Consider the following 18,525-nt stretch of genomic DNA (forward strand, 5'->3'; position numbering starts at 1 on the left):
GTCGTGCTCCGATTCAGATGGTGGGGGAGTTCAGGCTTGCTTCGCAAGAGCGCGCTCGGCGGCCGCGGTCACGGCCTCCGCGGTGATCCCGAACTTTTCGTACAGGACCTTGTAGTCGGCCGATGCGCCGTAGTGCTCGATCGAGACGATCTCGCCGCCGTCGCCGACCAGGCGGTACCACGGCATCGCGATGCCGGCCTCGACGACCACGCGGGCCTTCAGAGCAGGCGGCAGCACCGAGTTGCGGTACGACTCATCCTGCTCGTCGAACCACTCGACACACGGCATCGAGACGACGCGGGCGGCAATGCCCTTGTCCTTCAATGCTTTTTGCGCTTCGACGGCGAGGTACACCTCGGATCCGGTTCCGATCAGGATCACCTGGGGCTCGCTCTCGGGCTCCGACAGGATGTAGCCACCCATGGCCACACCGTCGGCCGATGTGCCCTCGAGGATCGGCAGGTTCTGGCGGGTCAGCGCCAACCCGACCGGGTTGTGCCGCCGGGTCATGATGGCCTGCCAGGCGTACGCCGTCTCGTTGGCGTCACCGGGACGCACCACGTCGAGGTTGGGGATCGCGCGCAGGGATGCCAGGTGTTCGATCGGCTGATGGGTGGGCCCGTCCTCGCCGAGACCGATCGAGTCGTGGGTCCAGACGTAGATCGGATCGGTCTTCATCAGGGCGGCCAGACGCACCGCGGGGCGCATGTAGTCGGCGAACTGCAGGAACGTACCGCCGTAGGCGCGGGTCGGGCCGTGCCGGACGATGCCCGACAGGATCGCGGCCATTGCGTGCTCGCGGATACCGAAGTGCAGTGTCCGGCCGTACGGGTTCGCGCTCCACGACTTGGTGCTGATCCCCTCCGGTCCGAACGAGGCTGCACCGTCCATCGTGGTGTTGTTGCTGCCTGCGAGGTCGGCAGAACCGCCCCAGAGTTCGGGCAGAATCGGGCCCAGCGCCGAGAGCACCTTGCCGGACGCCGATCGGGTGGCCACGTCCTTGTCGCCGACCTCCCACTTCGGGAGTACATCGGTCCAGCCGTCGGGCAGGCCGTTGACCACGAGGCGGTCGAGTAGTGCCTTGCGGTCGGGGTAGGCCTGTGCCCATTCGTCGAAGGACTTATCCCAGGCCTTGCGGAGCTCTGCGCCGCGCTCGACGAGCGCGCGGGTGTGGGTGATGACCTCGTCGGAGACGTCGAAAGTCTTGTCGGGGTCGAAGCCCAGCGCTTTTTTGGTGGCGGCCACCTCGTCGGCGCCCAGGGCCGAGCCATGGATACCGCCGGTGTTCATCTTGTTCGGGGCGGGGTAGCCGATGATGGTGCGCAACACGATGATCGAGGGCTTGTCGATGACGGCCTTGGCCTTCTCGACGGCTTCCTCGATCGCGGTGACGTTTTCTCCACCCTCGACGCGCTGGACGTGCCAGCCGTAGGCCTCGTAACGCGCGGCGACGTCCTCGGAAAGCGCGATGTCCGTGTCGTCCTCGATCGAGATGTGGTTCTTGTCATAGAAGACGATGAGATTGCCGAGCTGCTGGGTGCCTGCCAGTGAACTCGCCTCGGAAGTCACGCCCTCCTCGATGTCACCGTCAGAGGCGATCACATAGATGTAGTGATCGAACGCGCTCTGTCCGACCGGTGCGTCGGGATCGAACAGGCCGCGCTCGTAGCGGGCGGCCATGGCCATGCCCACCGCGGAGGCCAGTCCCTGGCCCAGCGGGCCGGTGGTCATCTCCACGCCGCGCGTGTGGCGGTACTCCGGATGGCCGGGTGTCTTCGAATCCCAGGTACGCAGCGCCTCGATGTCCTCGAGTTCGAGCCCGAAGCCGCCGAGGTACAGCTGGATGTAGAGGGTCAGGCTCGAGTGGCCACAGGAAAGGATGAAACGGTCGCGACCCATCCAATCGGTGTCGTTGGGGTCGTGCTGCATCACCCGCTGGAAGAGGGTGTACGCCAGGGGAGCCAGGCTCATGGCGGTCCCCGGGTGTCCGCTTCCGCACTTCTGGACCGCGTCGGCGGCCAGAACACGAACCGTGTCAACTGCTTTGGTGTCGACTGCAGTCCAGTCTGCGGGGTATGACGCCTGAGTTAGTGTGCGAATCTCATCTGTTGCTGACACGATCTTCTGAACTCCTCAAGCTCAAACTTCTGATTCCGGGGCTCGACATTTGTCACTGGCCTGGGCAATGCACAGTCCGCCATCTAGGGTAGTCGCCCCGAGCCGTCGCCGCGGGCTACGGCACGCGAACCGGCGGCGGAGGGCTCGTGGTAACCGACGCCACAGATAGGCGGTCGATCGGACCTCGATTGCTGTTTGCGACCGACCTCCGTCTACCATTCTGTGTAGTAGATGAGCATGAGTCAGGAGATCTAGTGCGGATTGGGGAACGTGTGAGCGGACACGGTTTCGTCTCCTCCCCAGCGTCAGATGGTGGTGAGGTTGCTCCCGTGGAGCCCGCCACCAGTGTGCGTGGGCGGATTTCGGGATTGGCGCTCGCTTATCTCGCGTTGACCAAGCCTCGCGTCATCGAATTGCTGCTCGTGGCGACGATTCCGGTGATGCTGCTTGCCGATCGGGGGCATGTGGATCCGGCCTTGATGGCCTGGACCCTGCTCGGTGGCTGGCTCGGTGCAGCCAGCGCCAACACCCTGAACATGGTTGTCGACGCGGACATCGATCAGAAGATGAAGCGCACCGAACGGCGGCCTCTGGCTCGTCACGCGGTGTCGACACGTAGTGCCCTGATCTTCGGACTGGCCCTCGGAGCAGCGTCCTTCGTGGTGCTGTTCACGACGACCAACCTGCTCAGTGCGCTGTTGGTGATGGCAACCATCGCGTTCTACGTCTTCGTCTACACGATGATCTTGAAGCGTCGCACCTGGCAGAACGTGGTCTGGGGCGGAGCTGCCGGTTGTATGCCGGTCCTGGTCGGCTGGACCGCTGTCACCGGGACGCTGAGCTGGGAACCGTTGGTGCTGTTCGCGGTGATCTTCTTCTGGACTCCGCCGCACACCTGGGCGCTGGCTATGCGCTACAAGGAGGATTACCGCGCTGCGGGCGTCCCCATGCTGCCCGTGATCGCCACCGAGGTGCAGGTCACCCGTCAGATGCTGGCCTACACCTGGGCAACCGTCCTGAGCACACTCGTCCTGTGCTGGGCGACCAGCTGGATCTACACCGCGGTTGCCGTCATCGCAGGCGGTTGGTTCATCTACGTCGTGCACAAGCTCTACCGCGGAACCTTGCGCGGCGAAGAAGTTGTACCGCTGAAGGTGTTCCTGCAGTCGAACGAGTATCTGGCCGTGGTCTTCTGTGGCCTGGCAATCGATTCCGTCATCGGTTTGCCGACTCTGTCCAGCCTGTTCTGACCGGCCGCGTCGGCCGAACGCCGGACGCCTGCGACGGCAGTTGCGGCCGCACGAGTTAACGTTTTCGGATCGGCCGTTGGGGTGATGGCCGGTATTGAAGTGAATCGGGGGGAATGTGTCACATCCGTATGGTCCGGGCCCGGGTCCTGAAGAGGCCGGTTGGCAGCCGTATTCCGAACCGACCGTCGCTGGTCAGCCGCAAGCGGGCCAACCGCAATTCGGTCAGTACCCGCCGCCACAGAACCCCGCAGGCCAGGTGCCGCCCGGGGTTGATCCCAATTACGGGGCCTACCAGCCGTATGAGCAGCAAGGGCCGGCCTTCTGGCCGCAAGGCGGAGGCGGCGGGCCCGTGCCGCCCCCCAAATCCAAGAAGCCGTTGTTCATCGCCCTGGCCATCGGTGCCGCTGCCGCTGTCGTGATCCTCGTCGTCTCACTGATTGTTTTCACCGGCGGCAGTTCGTCGAGTGAACCCGACGCGACGGTCAAGTCGTACCTGCAAGCGCTGGCCGACGGTGATTCCGCCAAGGCCCGCGGCCTCATGAAGACGCAGGCGTCAGAACTACTGCTGACCGATGACGTCCTGAGTAAGCAGCAGGAGATCGCCCCGATCACCGATGTGAAGATCATCGACACCTCCGAGTCCAGTGACATGGCGACCGTGCAGGCCACGTACATGTTCGGTGATCGCAAGGCCGACGAGACCTTCATGCTCAGCAAGGCCGGTGAGAACTGGCGCCTCGACGACGGAGCCGTCGACATCGACATCTCGTACTTCAAGAACGGGATCCCTGGCCTGACGGTATTCGGTGTCCCCGTCAATAACGAGGCGAAGGTCTACGTCTTTCCGGGCCCGATCGAGTGGGGTACGTCGAACAAGAACTTCACCGTCATCGACGAGGAGAAGTCGGAATTCGGGATGTCGGGGAGCAGCTACGGATCGACGAGCGCACCGACCGTGTCCCTGAGCACGAAGGGAACCACGGCTGTCGAGACGGCGGTGCAGGCCTACGTCGACAACTGTGCGTTGTCGAACGAGCCCGACGCGAGCACCGACAAGCCCGGTTGTGAACAGGACGTCTACGCCTACGACCCGGAACCGGGTTCGGCGGTGTGGACCGTGCCCACCCTCGATGGTCTGGAGACTCGGCTCGGATACGACAATCCGAATGAGGTGTCGGTCGATGGCCAGCTGAACTGGTCGGTGACGTTCCGCACCAAAGCATCGGCATCGCGGCCGGCCGAGACGAAAACCGAGACCGACACCCAGTATCTCTACGGGGACGTCGATCTGTCGGTCGACAACCCGGTGTTCACTCCGAACTGACCGGCAGCAAGACCACCGAACCGCTTGTTGCCCGCGCCTGCAGATCGGCGTGGGCCCGGGCGGCTTCGGGCAGTTCGTAGCGGTGGCCGACGTGCACGTTCACCGTCCCACTGTTGATTCCGCTCATGACGTCGCCTGCCCGCCACGCACGTTCGGCGGGGTCGGCGATGAAATCTCCCAGTTTCGGCCGGGTGATCGACAGGGAGCCGGCAGCATTGAGCCGCTGGAGGTCGAATGGTGGGACCGGACCGCTGGCGGCACCGAACAGGACCACGATGCCCCGGACCGCGGTGGCGGCGATGCTCTGGTCGATGGTGTCGGCTCCGACGCCGTCGTAGACAACGGCCACACCTTTGCCGTCGGTGAGGTCCCGGACGCGGTCGGCGAGGTCGTCGCCGTACCGGAGCACCTCGTCTGCGCCTGCACCCCGCGACAACACCTCCTTGGCATCGTTCGACACGGTTGTGATGACCCGGATGCCCTTGGCCTTGGCCATTTGCGTGAGGACCAGACCGACTCCGCCTGCACCGGCATGGATCAGCACGGTGTCGCCTGCCTTCGGGTGCGACGATCCGTCCAGCAGATAGTGGGCGGTGCAGCCCTGCAGCAACGCCGAGGCGGCGATCTCATCGCCGACACCGTCCGGGACCGCGACGGCAACGTGGGCGGGCATGGTGACGAGTTCGGCGTAACTACCCGGGGCGTCGCACCAGGCGACCCGCTGACCCACCGAGGGTGATTCGACGCCGTCCCCGACGGCAACAACAACGCCGGCGCCTTCGCTGCCCGGGATGTACGGCAGCTGCATCGCATAGATGCCGGCCCGCTGATAGGTGTCGATGAAGTTCACGCCGATGGCCAGGGCCCGCACCAGGATCTCGCCCGGTGCCGGCTGGGGGTCTGGCAATTCGACGTATTCGAGAACTTCGGGCCCACCGTGTCGACTCACCTGGATTGCGCGCATGACTGTAGTTGTACCCACCCGCCTGATCCGTACGCAGCGGGGGTGTCCGCTCCCGGAGCGTCCGAAGCTCCAACTAAGCTGTGGCGCATGAGCGAACACAAGGCGGTCATCGCAGCGATCAGCAAGTACGTGGCGCGCGAGGGCGGGTCGGCAACAGCGGTTTTGCAGCCCGTCGGAGCAGCGGGTGTTCGGATCACCCTGGTCGGCGGCGAGGGCGGCGTCCTGGGCGATCAGGTGGTACCTGATCTCGACACCGCAAAGGCGATCGTCGAACAGGTCGAGGGCCTCACGGTCGGCGAGTGGGATCGCGAACTGACGTCAACCGCGACCGTGAACCCGTCGCACTACCGCAAGATGGCGGGCTGGGTCGCCAACACCTAGGACTCGAACATTTAAGACGCGGCTGCGGCCTCGACTGGCTTGGACGACGGCTGCGTCCCGGAGCCGGTCGGGGCCGGCCTTGGCCGCATGGCGACCCAGAGCGCGGCCGTGACGGCCACGCAGGCGCCTGCGCCCGCGACGTGGAGGACCACCAGTACCGCCGGGATGTCGGTGGCGTACTGGGTCACACCCACCAACGCCTGCGCGACGACCACGCCGACGACCACGTAGAGGCGCCGCTTCAGTCGTTCGGGTGCCTTGACGGCAAAGAGTGCAAAGCCGATCGCCACCAGCACCGACAGGTAGGCGATCAACAGGTCGGCGTGCAGATGCACGAGCGTGGTGATCTCGATCTTCAATCGAGGTACGGGCTTGTCGATGCTCTTGTCGCCGGCATGAGGTCCGGCGCCGGTCACCATCGTCCCGGCGATCAGCACCCCGGTCATCAGGACTGCGGACAGGACCGTCAGCCACCGGATGGGCGCTGGCACCACGGCGACGGCTTCGACGTCGTCGGGCTCGCGCACCTTTTCCAGCAGCAGAACCGCCAGCCACACCATGCCCATCGACAAAATCAGGTGGATCGCGACCGTCCACCACAGCAGGCCCGTGAGTACGGTGATGCCGCCCATGACGGCCTGGACGATCGTCGAGGCCGGCATCAACCACGCGTAGAGGCGAACCTCGTACCTGCGCCGCGCCCGCGTCACGGCGATCACGATGATCGCGGCGGTGAGGGTGACCAGGAAGGTCAGCAGCCGGTTGCCGAACTCGACCGCGGTGTGAATCGCGGTGATCTCGTCGTGCTGGACCGGGGTGAAGCTGCCGGGGAAACACTGGGGCCACGTCGGGCACCCGAGTCCGGACGAGGTGACCCGGACGACTGATCCGGTGACCGCGATGCCCGCCTGCGTCAGTACCACCGCCAATGCGGAAAGGATCTGAAAGCGCAGGGACGGGAGCGGGAGCCGGTCGACTAGCCGGACAAACAAGCGGTACACGGTAATGATCGTAGGTTGCCGGGTTTGATGGTCGCGGTTCAGGTGAACTTGAAGTAACGAACGGCGGCGGTTCCGGCGGCGATACCCCAGGCAGAGAGCACTGCGATACCGACCAGATCCAGCGAACCCGACGTTGCCTGATGCAGGGCCTCGCTCAGGGCGCCGGACGGGGTACACCTGGCGAACCACTCGACCGCGGTCGGAACACTGTCGCCGATCACGACGATCGACGCGATCCCGAGGAATGCGAACCACAGCAGGTTCGCCAGGGCCAGCACGATCTCGGCCTTGAGGGTGCCACCGAGCAGCAGACCCATCGCCGAGAACATGAGCGTGCCGATGGCGATCACCAGGATGCCGAGCAGGAGTCCGGCCGGTGAGGGCTCCCAGCCCAGGATCAGCCCGATGACGCCGAGGATCACCGCCTGCAAGCTGACCACGATGGCAACGGCGATGGATTTGCCTGCGATCACACCCCATCGCGGCAATGGGGTGGCCCCGAGTCGCTTGAGCGCGCCGTACCGGCGATCGAATCCGACGGCGATCGCCTGACCGGTGAATGCGGTCGACATCACCGCAACGGTCATGATCGCGGGGACGAACATGTCGGCACGGGATTCGTCGAAGTCGCCGATGGGCAGCAGGCACAGTCCGATCAGCATGGTGATCGGGATGAACATGGTCAGCAGTTGCTGCTCGCCGTTGCGCAGCAGCAGGAGCAATTCGATCCGGGACTGTGCGGCGAGCATTTTGCGGATCGGGGCCGGGCGCGGCCGCGGGGTGAATGTGCCCGCGGCAAAACGGTTGGCGCTGTTCGGTCGGGCAGTGGTCATTCGCGCATCCCTCGGCCGGTCAGATCCAGGAAGACGTCTTCCAGGCTCCGTGTCTCGACCTGCAGGTCGGTTGCCAATACATCGATCTCCGCACACCATCCGGTCACCATCGCCAGCACCTTCGGGGTGACATGGCCGGTGACCAGGTACCCGCCCGGGGTGAACTCGGTGCACGAATAGCCTTCAGGCAGAACAGACTCCAGGTGGGTCATGTCGAGTCCCCGGGGCGCGTGGAATCGAAGCTCGTTCTCGGCTCCGCGGCTGGTCAGTTCGGCGGGGGAGCCCTTGGCGACCTCGACCCCGTGATCGATGATCAGCAACTGATCCGCGAGCGCTTCGGCCTCGTCCATCAGATGGGTGGTCAGCAGCACCGAGACACCGTCGGCCCGTAGCCGGTCGATCAACTCCCACACCATGATCCGGGCGTGCGCATCCATGCCGGCGGTGGGTTCGTCGAGGAAGACCACCTCGGGACGGCCCACCAGCGCGCAGCCGAGCGCGAGGCGTTGTTGTTGTCCACCCGAGAGTCGCCGATATGGCGTGCGCTGGGCGTCGACGAGCCCGAGGCTCTGCAGCAGCCAGTCCGGGTCGAGGGGATCGGCGGAGTAGGCGGCACACAGTCGCAACATCTCGCCGGCGCGGGCGCCCGGATATGCGCCTCCACCCTGGAGCATCACGCCGATGCGGCTGCGGACTGCTTCGTTGTCGGCGATGGGATCAAGGCCCAGGAGGGTGACCTCACCGGAATCCGGCGAGGCGAAGCCTTCGCAGATTTCGACGGTGGTGGTTTTGCCTGCGCCGTTGGGGCCCAGGATCGCCAGGATCTCGCCGGTCTGGAGCTCGAAGTCGAGACCGCCGACCGCGGTTGTCTCGCCGAATCTCTTCACCAGGCCTTTGACCGACAGGGCTGGGCCGGTCGCCGCGGCACCGGTGACCCCGGGAGCGTACGACGGGCTGTTCACAACGTCCAAGAGTAAGCGGCCTGCGCTCTGGATCCGAACACGGGTGACGTTCGAGCGTCCGGTTCGCGGTCAGATCTGTGCGGTTGCCTTGTCGGTGTCCTCGGTATCCTCGGCGTTCACGCGTCGGCGGCGCTGCCACGGCATCTCTTCGAAGAACAACGCTGTGAGTATTGCCACAAGAAGAACGGCCACAACGATGGCCTCCGCCAGCTGGAATCCGCGCGTACCGGCACCGGTTGGCAGCACGACGACCGAGATGATCGCCGAGAGCGCGATCGCGATCAGGCGGAACCAACGCCCGGTGGCCCAGGCCGCCAGTGGGATGATGAACCACAGCAGATACCAGGGCTGGACGAACGGGAAGAACAGCACGAAGCTGCCCATCGCCAACCCGAGGGCCCCGACGGGGTGGATCCGGCCGGCCAGCGCGGCGAGCAGCCAGCGAATCACCAGAATTCCGGCGATCACCTGCCCGATCGGTTGGGCGACGTCGAGCATCGCCTGGGTCTGATCGCCGAGACCGAGTAGTACGCCGACCCGGCCGGTGGTCACCGACATGAAGGTCGGCATCGACATCCATGACCGCACGACCCCGCCGGTCGACAAAGTCGTCGTCCAGCCGAATCCCAGTCCGGTACCGACACAGATGACGACGATGACCACCGCCAGGATCACCGCCAGCAGGCCCGCGGCACCCAGCAGCGCCAGCACGCTGCGTTTGGAGCGTTGCCAGTACTCGCGGACCGGAGCGTGACGCAGCGCCGGGAGGGTTGCGCCCCAGCGGCGGGCCAGTGCCACGCCGACAAATCCGAGCGCCAGGATCGAGGAGACCTTGATCATGCAGGAGCAGGCGATCACCACGACGCCGGCGACCAGAATCCACCCCGGTGGGCTCGGTAACCACGAACCGGGTTTTCGGAGCCGGTCGGGTGAATCGATCCCCCGGAAACACAGCTCGAGGCCGGCGAGCATCATGCCGAGCATCAGCGCTTCGTTGTGGATGCCGCCGACCAGATGCAGGATGAGCAGGGGGTTCATGGCTCCGAGCCACAGCGCCGCGACCGGAGAGACACCGCACCGGCCCGCCAGGCGGGGCAGCGCCCAGACGATCATCGCCACACCGAGCAGTGCGAGCACCCGGTGCGCGGCCAACGCTGCCGGGATGTTCTCGCCGGTCAGATGCGTGATCTGGTCTCCGAGCCAGAGGAACAGTGGGCCGTAGGGCGCCGGGGTCTCGCGCCAGATGTTCGGCACGGACCGGGTGAACACGTGATCGATGCCCAGTCCCGCAGCCGGGCTGATCTTGTACGGATCGAGGCCCCGGGCGGCGATCTCGCTCTGCGCCAGGTAGGAGTAGACGTCTTTGCTGAGCATCGGTGGTGCCAGCACGAACGGGAGGATCCAGACGAGCAGCGTGCGATCGGCCTGGCTACGCGTCATCCGTCGCTGGGGCGATCGGTCCTTCAACACGTCGACACCGAGGCGCCCGACCGCGAACCTTCCGAGCAACAACCATGCCAGGACCAGGATCACGACTCCGGTGAGCGAGAACGTCAGCGCGACCGGCCACATCCGGGACGGCAGAGACAACACCCGCATACCGGCGAGTGGGTTCTGCAGGACCGGGAGCGCGCCGGTACCGAGCGATCCGACCAGCACGAGGACCGAACCCAGGGTCCCGAACACCCGGATGCTCAGCAGACGCTTGTTCTCGGCTCTGGTGAGCGGCCCGACCTCGGACTCGTCGTCGTGTAGCCGCGCGACCGCCACGCCGTAGTCGCCGGTGGCGTCGGAGTCCGGTTCGGGTTCACCCACACGCCGCAGGCCCAGGTACTCGAGCGCTTTCCTGAATTCCCCCCGTATCGGGCCTCTGGACGGGCGCGCATCGTTCGGCGTCGTCGCAGCTTTCTTGGGGTCGACGGGAGGGTCGACTTCAGGGGCTGCGGTATCCGGCACAGGTGAGACTGTAATCGTCTGACGATTCTGCCCGGTCAGCCCTGTGCAGCCGATGTCCGATACCGGGCTGTAAGTGTGGCGTTCATCAAGCAAGGTGACCCTTGCTAGCAATCAGAATCTATTTCGGTAACACTTGTGTTGTGAAAACGGTTGCTGGTACCTCGCATGCCCCGGAAGGGGCATCGTTGTCTGCTGCTCCGGTGTCACCGTCTGCTGCTCCGGGCACACATATCGGTGCTGATTCTCCGGTTCCCGTCAGTCATGACGGCCAGACCCGGGCCGCGGTGGTCAACCTGATCCTCGAACAGGGACCGGTCACGGCGGTACACATCAGCGAAGAGCTCGGCATCACACCTACCGCGGTACGTCGTCATCTCGACGCGATGATCGCCTCGGGTGATCTGATCGCGACAGCAGCACCGCGTTACGCACACCGTGGGCGAGGACGTCCGGCCAAGCATTTCCAGCTCACACCGAGCGGTCGTGGACGCCTCAAGCACGCCTACGACGATCTCGCCGGTGCTGTCATGCGCCGCCTGCGCACGATCGGTGGCGAGGAGGCGGTTACCGACTTCGCCATGGAACGCGCTCAGAAAATCGTCTCTGACGTGCCCGTATCGGGCAGTTCGGCAGAAGAACTCGAGAACACCGCCGAACAAATTGCCGAAGCTTTGACCAGTGCGGGATTTTCTGCCACCACTCGTCGCGTTGGTAATGGTGTGCAGATCTGCCAGCACCATTGTCCGGTGGCGCACGTGGCGGCCGAGTTCCCGGAATTGTGCGAAGCAGAAACAGCGGTGTTCACCGCGAAGCTCGGTACTCACGTGCAGCGTCTGGCAACGATCGCCAACGGCGACTGCGCATGCACCACCCACGTGCCACTTGCAAAAATGCAGGGGGCAAATCAGGTCGACGCACAGTCCGCGTCGGCATCGGTAGCCTCCGGAAGGAGTCACATATGACGGTCACAGACCCGACCCCCGCAGCAGCACCGGCGGGCGTTCTGACGCAGGAAGAGACGATCGACTCTTTCGGTTCATACGGATACGGCTGGTCCGATTCCGATGTCGCGGGCGCCAGCGCCAAGCGCGGCCTGTCCGAAGCGGTTGTCGCAGACATCTCGTCCAGGAAGAGTGAGCCCGAGTGGATGCTCGCGGCGCGCCTCAAGGCGTTGTCTATCTTCGACCGCAAGCCCATGCCGAACTGGGGCAGCGACCTCGACGGCATCGACTTCGACAACATCAAGTACTTCGTGCGCTCCAGCGAGAAGCAGGCAGCCACCTGGGACGATCTGCCCGAAGACATCAAGAACACCTACGACCGGCTGGGCATCCCGGAAGCCGAGAAGCAGCGCCTGGTCTCCGGTGTCGCCGCTCAGTACGAGTCCGAGGTCGTCTACCACTCGATTCGTGAGGATCTCGAGCAGCAGGGTGTGTTGTTCCTCGACACCGACACCGCATTGAAGGAACAGCCCGAACTGTTCGCCGAGTACTTCGGCACGGTCATCCCGGCCGGCGACAACAAGTTCTCCGCGCTCAACACCGCGGTCTGGTCGGGTGGCTCGTTCATCTATGTCCCGCCCGGTGTGCACGTCGACATCCCGCTGCAGGCCTACTTCCGGATCAACACCGAGAACATGGGTCAGTTCGAGCGCACGCTGATCATCGTCGACGAGGGTGCCTACGTGCACTACGTCGAAGGTTGCACCGCGCCGATCTACAAGACCGACTCGCTGCACTCGGCCGTGGTCGAGATCATCGTGAAGAAGGGTGGCCGCTGCCGGTACACCACGATTCAGAACTGGTCGAACAACGTCTACAACCTGGTCACCAAGCGGGCCAAGGCCGAAGCCGGCGCCACCATGGAGTGGGTCGACGGCAACATCGGTTCCAAGGTCACCATGAAGTACCCGGCTGTGTGGATGACCGGTGAAGGCGCCAAGGGCGAGGTCCTCTCGGTTGCATTCGCAGGGCCCGGACAGCACCAGGACACCGGATCGAAGATGGTGCATCTGGCACCGAACACCTCGTCCAACATCGTCAGCAAGTCGGTCGCGCGTGGCGGCGGGCGGACTTCCTACCGTGGCCTGGTCCAGATCAACAAGGGTGCACACGGCAGCCGCTCGACGGTGAAGTGTGATGCGCTGCTGGTTGATCAGATCAGCCGAAGCGACACCTACCCCTACGTCGACATCCGCGAGGACGACGTCACGATGGGTCATGAGGCCACGGTCTCCAAGGTGAGCGACGACCAGATCTTCTACCTCATGAGCCGCGGTCTGACCGAGGACGAGGCAATGGCCATGGTCGTGCGCGGATTTGTCGAGCCGATCGCCAAGGAACTGCCGATGGAATACGCGCTGGAACTCAACCGGCTGATCGAACTGCAGATGGAAGGCTCCGTCGGATGAGTTCTGCTACAGGTGTTGTCGGTGCGGTCCAGGGTGAGAACTCCCGGCCTGCGGTCAACAAAGGTGAGATGTTCACGTCCTTCGACGTGAACGCTTTCGAAGTACCCCGCTTCAAGGACGAAGCGTGGAAGTTCACGCCGTTCCGTAAGCTCCGCGGTCTGCACGACGGCAGCGCCGAACGTACGGCCGAGGCGACCGTCGAGGTCACCGGAGCCACGCAGGGTGTGACCGTTGAAACGGTCGGTCGCGACGACAAGCGACTCGGTCAGGGCGGCGTGCCGTTCGATCGGGTTGCAGCGCAGGCCTATTCGTCGTTCACCTCGGCAACGGTTGTGACCGTCGGCAAAGAGGTCGAACTCGCCGAACCGATCACCGTGACCGTCGATGGTCCGGGTGTCGGCGAGACGGCTTTCGGTCATCTCCAGATCCGGCTCGAAGCGTTTGCCAAGGCGACCGTTGTCATCGACCAGAAGGGCAGTGGCACCTACGGCGAGAACATCGAGTTCATCGTCGGTGACAGTGCGCATCTGACGGTGCTCAACGTCCACGACTGGGCCGACGACATGGTGCACGTGACCGCCCATCACAACCGGCTCGGCCGGGATGCGGTGTTGCGTCACTTCGCGATCAGCCTCGGTGGCGAACTGGTCCGGCTCAGCCAGGTGGTGCACTACGACGCACCAGGTGGCGACGCGGAACTGATGGGTCTGTACTTTGCCGACGCCGGACAGCATCTCGAACAGCACCTGCTGGTGGATCATTCGCAGCCGCATTGCCGGTCGAACGTGGTCTACAAGGGTGCGCTGCAGGGTGTCGAAGGCGACCGCGCCCGTGAGGCCAGGACGGTATGGGTCGGCGACGTGCTCATCCGCGCCGAGGCCGAGGGCACCGACACCTTCGAGCTGAACCGCAACTTGATCCTGACCGACGGTGCCCGCGCCGACTCGGTACCCAACCTGGAAATCGAGACGGGTGAGATCGTCGGCGCCGGACATGCCAGTGCCACCGGCCGTTTCGATGACGAGCATCTGTTCTACCTGCAGTCTCGTGGCATCTCCGAACACGAGGCCCGTCGACTGGTGGTCCGCGGATTCTTCGGCGAGGTGATCGCTCGGATCGCGCTGCCAGAGTTGCGTGACCGTCTGTCGGCCGCCATCGAAGCCGAGCTCGAGGCCGCCGGCGCCTGATCGCCGGCAAGCACAAACTCTTCCCCAGATATCAGCAAGGAACTCAAATACCGTGGCTACTTTGGAAATCCGTGATCTGCATGTCAACGTCAAGCAGACTGACGCCGACGCCGAACCCATCAACATCCTCAAGGGTGTCAACCTGACCATCGAGTCGGGCCAGACCCACGCGATCATGGGCCCCAACGGCTCCGGTAAGTCGACGCTGTCGTACGCCATCGCCGGGCACCCGAAATATGAAGTGATGCAGGGCACCATCACGCTCGACGGCGAAAACGTCCTCGAGATGGCGGTCGACGAGCGGGCGCGCGCCGGACTGTTCCTGGCGATGCAGTACCCCGTCGAGGTGCCGGGCGTCTCGATGTCGAACTTCTTGCGCACCGCTGCCACCGCCGTCCGCGGCGAGGCACCGAAGCTGCGCCTGTGGGTCAAAGAGACCAAAGAGGCGATGAACGAGCTGGAGATCAATCCGTCGTTCGGTGAGCGCAGTGTCAACGAGGGATTCTCCGGTGGCGAGAAGAAGCGCCACGAGATCCTGCAGCTCGGATTGCTCAAGCCGAAGATCGCGATCCTCGACGAGACCGACTCGGGTCTGGACGTCGATGCTCTGCGCGTCGTCTCCGAGGGCGTCAACCGCTACAAGGAGCGCGAGAACGGCGGGGTTCTGCTGATCACCCACTACACCCGGATCCTGCGCTACATCAAGCCTGATTTCGTTCATGTGTTCATCGACGGTCGCATCGTCGAGTCGGGTGGCCCGGAATTGGCCGACGAGCTCGAGCAGAACGGCTACATCCGGTTCACCCAGACTGCAACCGCCTGACACCGGATCTACCTTTCGCCCGAACATCCTCCAGGAGGCCAGACATGACAAGCATCGATGAGACGATCGCTTCGACTGCGCTGGACGTCACTGCTGTTCGCGCCGACTTCCCGATCCTGGGTCGTACGGTGCGCGACAACAAGCCGCTGGTGTACCTCGATTCCGGTGCCACCAGCCAACGTCCGGTGCAGGTTCTCGATGCCGAACGCGACTTTTTGGTCACCTGCAATGCGGCGGTTCACCGCGGAGCGCATCAGCTGGCCGAAGAGGCCACGGATGCCTACGAGGATGCGCGTGCGGTGGTTGCCGGGTTCGTCGGCGCCGATGTCGACGAGTTGGCGTTCACCAAGAACGCCACCGAGGCGCTGAACCTGGTGACCTACACGCTCGGCGACGATCGCAGTGCCGGCGTGCTGGGTGGCAGTCCACTCGGCCCCCGTGACACCGTCGTCGTCACCGAGCTCGAGCATCACGCGAATCTGGTTCCGTGGCAAGAACTGTGCCGCCGTACAGGTGCAACGCTGAAGTGGTACGGGGTGACCGACGAGGGTCGGATCGACCTGGATTCGCTGGAACTCGACGACACCGTCAAGGTGGTGGCGTTCACGCATCAGTCGAATGTGACCGGTGCGATCGCCGACGTGCCGGAGATGGTCCGCCGCGCACGCGCCGTCGGAGCCCTGGTGGTACTCGATGCCTGCCAGTCGGTCCCGCACATGACGGTGAACTTCCACGAACTCGATGTCGACTTCGCGGCGTTCTCCGGCCACAAGATGTTCGGCCCCTCCGGTGTCGGTGTGCTGTACGGCAAGCGGGAGCTGCTTGCCGGCCTGCCACCGTTCATATCGGGTGGTTCGATGATCGAAACGGTCTCCATGGAGGTCTCCACCTACGCACCCGCGCCACAGCGTTTCGAAGCGGGCGTGCCGATGACCTCTCAGGTGATCGGGCTGGGTGCGGCGGTTCGTTACCTGCAGGACCTGGGGATGGATGCGATTGCCGCACACGAGCATTCGCTTGTCGAAGCCACGTTGTCCGCCCTCGGTGCGATCGAAGGCGTCCGGATCATCGGTCCGGCCACCTCGGAGCGGCGCGGGGGAGCGGTCTCGTTTGTGGTCGATGGCATTCACGCCCATGACCTCGGCCAGATCCTGGACGACGAAGGTGTCGCCATCCGCGTCGGACACCATTGCGCCTGGCCGCTGCACAAGCGTTTCGGTGTGGCCGCCACCGCACGCGCATCGTTTGCCGCATACAACACACTCGACGAGATCGACGCGCTTGCGAAGGCCATCGTCAAGGGCCAGGAATTTTTCGGCGTGAGAAAGACTGACGGCGACAATGTGCCGACCGGGGTGGTTGCCTGATGCGTATGGAACAGATGTACCAGGAAGTGATCCTCGATCACTACAAACATCCGCAGGGACGCGGCCTGCGCGATCCTTTTGGTGCCGAGGTCCATCACGTCAATCCGACGTGCGGCGACGAGGTCACCCTGCGGGTTCGGTTGTCCGACGACGGGGAGACCGTCACCGACGTCTCGTACGACGGTCAGGGCTGCTCCATCTCGCAGGCCTCGACCTCGGTGATGTTCGAGCAGCTTGTCGGCCAGAGTGTGAAAGAAGCTCTGGCCACGGTTGATTCGTTCAACAAGATGATGACCTCACGCGGCGCCGACGAAGGTGACGAAGACGTGATCGGCGACGGCGTCGCCTTTGTCGGGGTCAGTAAGTATCCGGCTCGCGTGAAATGCGCATTGCTGGGATGGATGGCATTCAAGGACGCGTTGGCACAGACGGTTGCCGGCAAAGAGAATTCGGCTAGGGAGTCGGTATGACAACAACATCAGGACCTGAAGGCTCGACCGAGGTCGCAACATCGCCTGCGGCAGCTGTGCCTGCGCCGGTGCAGACCTCGTTGCCGTCCATCGACGACATCGAAGAGGCCATGCGCGACGTGGTCGATCCCGAACTCGGTATCAATGTCGTTGACCTGGGCTTGGTTTACGGCCTGGAGGTCAGCAGCGACGCCGTTGCGAAGGTCGATATGACACTGACGTCGGCCGCCTGCCCGCTCACCGACGTGATCGAGGATCAGGCGCGCAATGCGCTGGTCACCTCCGGCCTGTGCACCGACATGGAACTCAACTGGGTCTGGCTGCCGCCGTGGGGTCCGGACAAGATCACCGATGACGGACGCGAACAGTTGCGTGCGCTCGGTTTCACCGTCTGACCTCCGGTTTCACGCGACCACTTGGGTCGTTCGGTTGCTCCAGATCGGACCAGTACAGGCGCCGCATCACGGCTGAGCCGCTCACCGGCCCGAGTATTTCTCGAAGGCGCTCGGTGACCGCATCATGTATCCGGTCACCGATTGCCACGAGATGATCGCTGTATCGGCCGATCAGATTGATGTCGACAGCGGTGAGAGTTGTCGATTGCGTGTCGAATTCGATTGCGGCGATGTCGCGGCGGCCGACCTCCCAGATGGTGCCTGCCAGCAGTAGGCGAAGCGCGCGGGTGTTGATCAGAATTCCCGGACTGTCGGTCGACACCGGGACGCCCCGCCGGTTCGAGTGGTGCAGGCGTGCCCGGATCTTCTCGAGGACGGTGGCCTCTGGGATCTGAGCATCGAGCGCAGCTGCGGCGTCGCTGATCCACCACAGATCGGGGTCGGTCACCGGTTCGGTCATCGCAGATCCTCCCTTGTCCCTTGATGTTTTCTGTAGGTGCCCACCCTGTCGGACCTTGCCCCGGCGGGTCCCCATGGTGCAAGTCTGGCCGCCAACTGCGCACGTGCCCGCTGCAGATGACCGCGCACCGATCCCCGGGTGATAGCCAGCGCGGTGGCGATCTCTTCATGCGACATCCCTTCGACCTCGCGGAGCCACCAGCACGCCCGGGTATGCGCGCTGAGCTGTCCGAGCTCGTACTCCAATGCATCGAGCAGCGACTGGCCCACGGCCTCGTCTTCGGGTCCGGGCGTGTACCGATCCGAACGTTCGAGCGTTTCATCGGTCACCGGGATCGCGACTCGGTGTCGCCGCAGATCGATGGTCTTGCGTGAGGCAATCGTGAACAGCCACGTGCGGAACGAGGATTCGAAGGCGAACCCGGGCAAACCGCGCCAGGCGGCAAGGAACGTTTCCTGGGTGATGTCCTCTGCGGTGGCCGGTGAGCCGGTGAGCCGGTTGGCATAGCGGAGCAGAGGCTTGAGGTGACGCCGGACCAGATCCTCGAACGCAGTGCGATCGCCCAGTGCGGCGTAGCGAATCAAGGATGCTTCGCTTTCCATGTCCACGGGTTCAGCATGCCAG

18 protein-coding genes are annotated in these 18,525 nt (G+C 64.3%); 10 read left to right on the forward strand and 8 right to left on the reverse strand.

Annotated elements, in window-relative coordinates; all coding sequences use genetic code 11:
- Positions 1-30: 30 nt before the first annotated feature.
- Positions 31-2,118, reverse strand: a complete 2,088-nt coding sequence (gene tkt, locus AC1TPF_RS18100; protein ID WP_482139361.1) for a transketolase — start codon at positions 2,116-2,118, stop codon at positions 31-33.
- 272 nt (positions 2,119-2,390) lie between these two features.
- Here tkt and AC1TPF_RS18105 point away from each other — a divergent pair, with 272 nt between their 5' ends.
- Complete coding sequence (locus tag AC1TPF_RS18105) at positions 2,391-3,368, forward strand: heme o synthase (RefSeq protein WP_482139362.1); 978 nt, start codon at positions 2,391-2,393, stop codon at positions 3,366-3,368.
- A gap of 349 nt (positions 3,369-3,717) precedes the next feature.
- Positions 3,718-4,692 carry an Rv0361 family membrane protein gene (locus AC1TPF_RS18110; protein ID WP_482144903.1) on the forward strand — a complete coding sequence of 325 codons (975 nt, stop codon included), beginning with the start codon at positions 3,718-3,720 and terminating at the stop codon, positions 4,690-4,692.
- On the opposite strand, the gene AC1TPF_RS18115 is transcribed toward AC1TPF_RS18110, so the two are convergent.
- Positions 4,679-5,656 (reverse strand): quinone oxidoreductase family protein, encoded by a 978-nt coding sequence (locus AC1TPF_RS18115; protein WP_482145139.1) that lies wholly within the window; start codon positions 5,654-5,656, stop codon positions 4,679-4,681. The two genes, AC1TPF_RS18110 and AC1TPF_RS18115, sit on opposite strands and share 14 nt — an antisense overlap.
- 87 nt (positions 5,657-5,743) lie before the next feature.
- Between AC1TPF_RS18115 and AC1TPF_RS18120 the strand changes: the two genes are divergently transcribed.
- Complete coding sequence (locus AC1TPF_RS18120; RefSeq protein WP_482144904.1) at positions 5,744-6,037, forward strand: hypothetical protein; 294 nt, start codon at positions 5,744-5,746, stop codon at positions 6,035-6,037.
- Positions 6,038-6,048: 11 nt separating this feature from the next.
- On the opposite strand, the gene AC1TPF_RS18125 is transcribed toward AC1TPF_RS18120, so the two are convergent.
- The 4 genes from AC1TPF_RS18125 to mptB all read right to left on the reverse strand — a co-directional run bounded on the left by AC1TPF_RS18125 (position 6,049) and on the right by mptB (position 10,696).
- Positions 6,049-7,044 carry a COX15/CtaA family protein gene (locus AC1TPF_RS18125; RefSeq protein ID WP_482145140.1) on the reverse strand — a complete coding sequence of 332 codons (996 nt, stop codon included), beginning with the start codon at positions 7,042-7,044 and terminating at the stop codon, positions 6,049-6,051.
- Between the two features lie 32 nt (positions 7,045-7,076).
- Positions 7,077-7,871 (reverse strand): ABC transporter permease, encoded by a 795-nt coding sequence (locus AC1TPF_RS18130; RefSeq protein WP_482144905.1) that lies wholly within the window; start codon positions 7,869-7,871, stop codon positions 7,077-7,079.
- Positions 7,868-8,833 (reverse strand): ABC transporter ATP-binding protein, encoded by a 966-nt coding sequence (locus AC1TPF_RS18135; protein ID WP_482144906.1) that lies wholly within the window; start codon positions 8,831-8,833, stop codon positions 7,868-7,870. Before AC1TPF_RS18135 ends, AC1TPF_RS18130 begins: the two co-directional genes overlap by 4 nt.
- Before the next feature lie 69 nt (positions 8,834-8,902).
- Complete coding sequence (gene mptB / locus AC1TPF_RS18140; protein ID WP_482145141.1) at positions 8,903-10,696, reverse strand: polyprenol phosphomannose-dependent alpha 1,6 mannosyltransferase MptB; 1,794 nt, start codon at positions 10,694-10,696, stop codon at positions 8,903-8,905.
- 233 nt (positions 10,697-10,929) lie between these two features.
- On the opposite strand from mptB, the gene AC1TPF_RS18145 reads away from it, so the two are divergent.
- From AC1TPF_RS18145 to AC1TPF_RS18175, 7 genes are read left to right on the forward strand one after another with little or no spacing between them, the layout of a single operon-like run.
- On the forward strand, positions 10,930-11,751 hold the full coding sequence (locus AC1TPF_RS18145; protein ID WP_482144907.1) for a helix-turn-helix transcriptional regulator: 822 nt from the start codon (positions 10,930-10,932) through the stop codon (positions 11,749-11,751).
- A complete protein-coding gene (gene sufB, locus AC1TPF_RS18150) occupies positions 11,748-13,199 on the forward strand; it encodes a Fe-S cluster assembly protein SufB (protein WP_482139369.1) in 1,452 nt (483 codons plus the stop codon). Before AC1TPF_RS18145 ends, sufB begins: the two co-directional genes overlap by 4 nt.
- Positions 13,196-14,386, forward strand: coding sequence for a Fe-S cluster assembly protein SufD (gene sufD, locus AC1TPF_RS18155; protein ID WP_482139370.1), 1,191 nt, complete (start codon positions 13,196-13,198; stop codon positions 14,384-14,386). Before sufB ends, sufD begins: the two co-directional genes overlap by 4 nt.
- Before the next feature lie 52 nt (positions 14,387-14,438).
- Entirely contained in the window at positions 14,439-15,209 is a 771-nt protein-coding gene (gene sufC / locus AC1TPF_RS18160) for a Fe-S cluster assembly ATPase SufC (RefSeq protein ID WP_482139371.1), read from the forward strand.
- A gap of 44 nt (positions 15,210-15,253) precedes the next feature.
- Positions 15,254-16,576 carry a SufS family cysteine desulfurase gene (locus tag AC1TPF_RS18165; protein WP_482144908.1) on the forward strand — a complete coding sequence of 441 codons (1,323 nt, stop codon included), beginning with the start codon at positions 15,254-15,256 and terminating at the stop codon, positions 16,574-16,576.
- Positions 16,576-17,046, forward strand: a complete 471-nt coding sequence (gene sufU, locus AC1TPF_RS18170) for a Fe-S cluster assembly sulfur transfer protein SufU (RefSeq protein ID WP_482139373.1) — start codon at positions 16,576-16,578, stop codon at positions 17,044-17,046. Before AC1TPF_RS18165 ends, sufU begins: the two co-directional genes overlap by 1 nt.
- Positions 17,043-17,441 (forward strand): metal-sulfur cluster assembly factor, encoded by a 399-nt coding sequence (locus AC1TPF_RS18175; protein WP_482139374.1) that lies wholly within the window; start codon positions 17,043-17,045, stop codon positions 17,439-17,441. The genes sufU and AC1TPF_RS18175 overlap by 4 nt, the downstream gene beginning before the upstream one ends.
- Here the strand turns inward: AC1TPF_RS18175 and AC1TPF_RS18180 are convergent.
- Both AC1TPF_RS18180 and AC1TPF_RS18185 read right to left on the reverse strand, forming a co-directional pair.
- Entirely contained in the window at positions 17,431-17,901 is a 471-nt protein-coding gene (locus AC1TPF_RS18180; protein WP_482139375.1) for a hypothetical protein, read from the reverse strand. The genes AC1TPF_RS18175 and AC1TPF_RS18180 overlap by 11 nt on opposite strands.
- Positions 17,898-18,503, reverse strand: coding sequence for an RNA polymerase sigma factor (locus AC1TPF_RS18185; protein ID WP_482139912.1), 606 nt, complete (start codon positions 18,501-18,503; stop codon positions 17,898-17,900). The genes AC1TPF_RS18180 and AC1TPF_RS18185 overlap by 4 nt, the downstream gene beginning before the upstream one ends.
- Between the last annotated feature and the right edge of the window lie 22 nt (positions 18,504-18,525).

It is taken from the genome of Williamsia sp. Y853, from assembly GCF_056786495.1.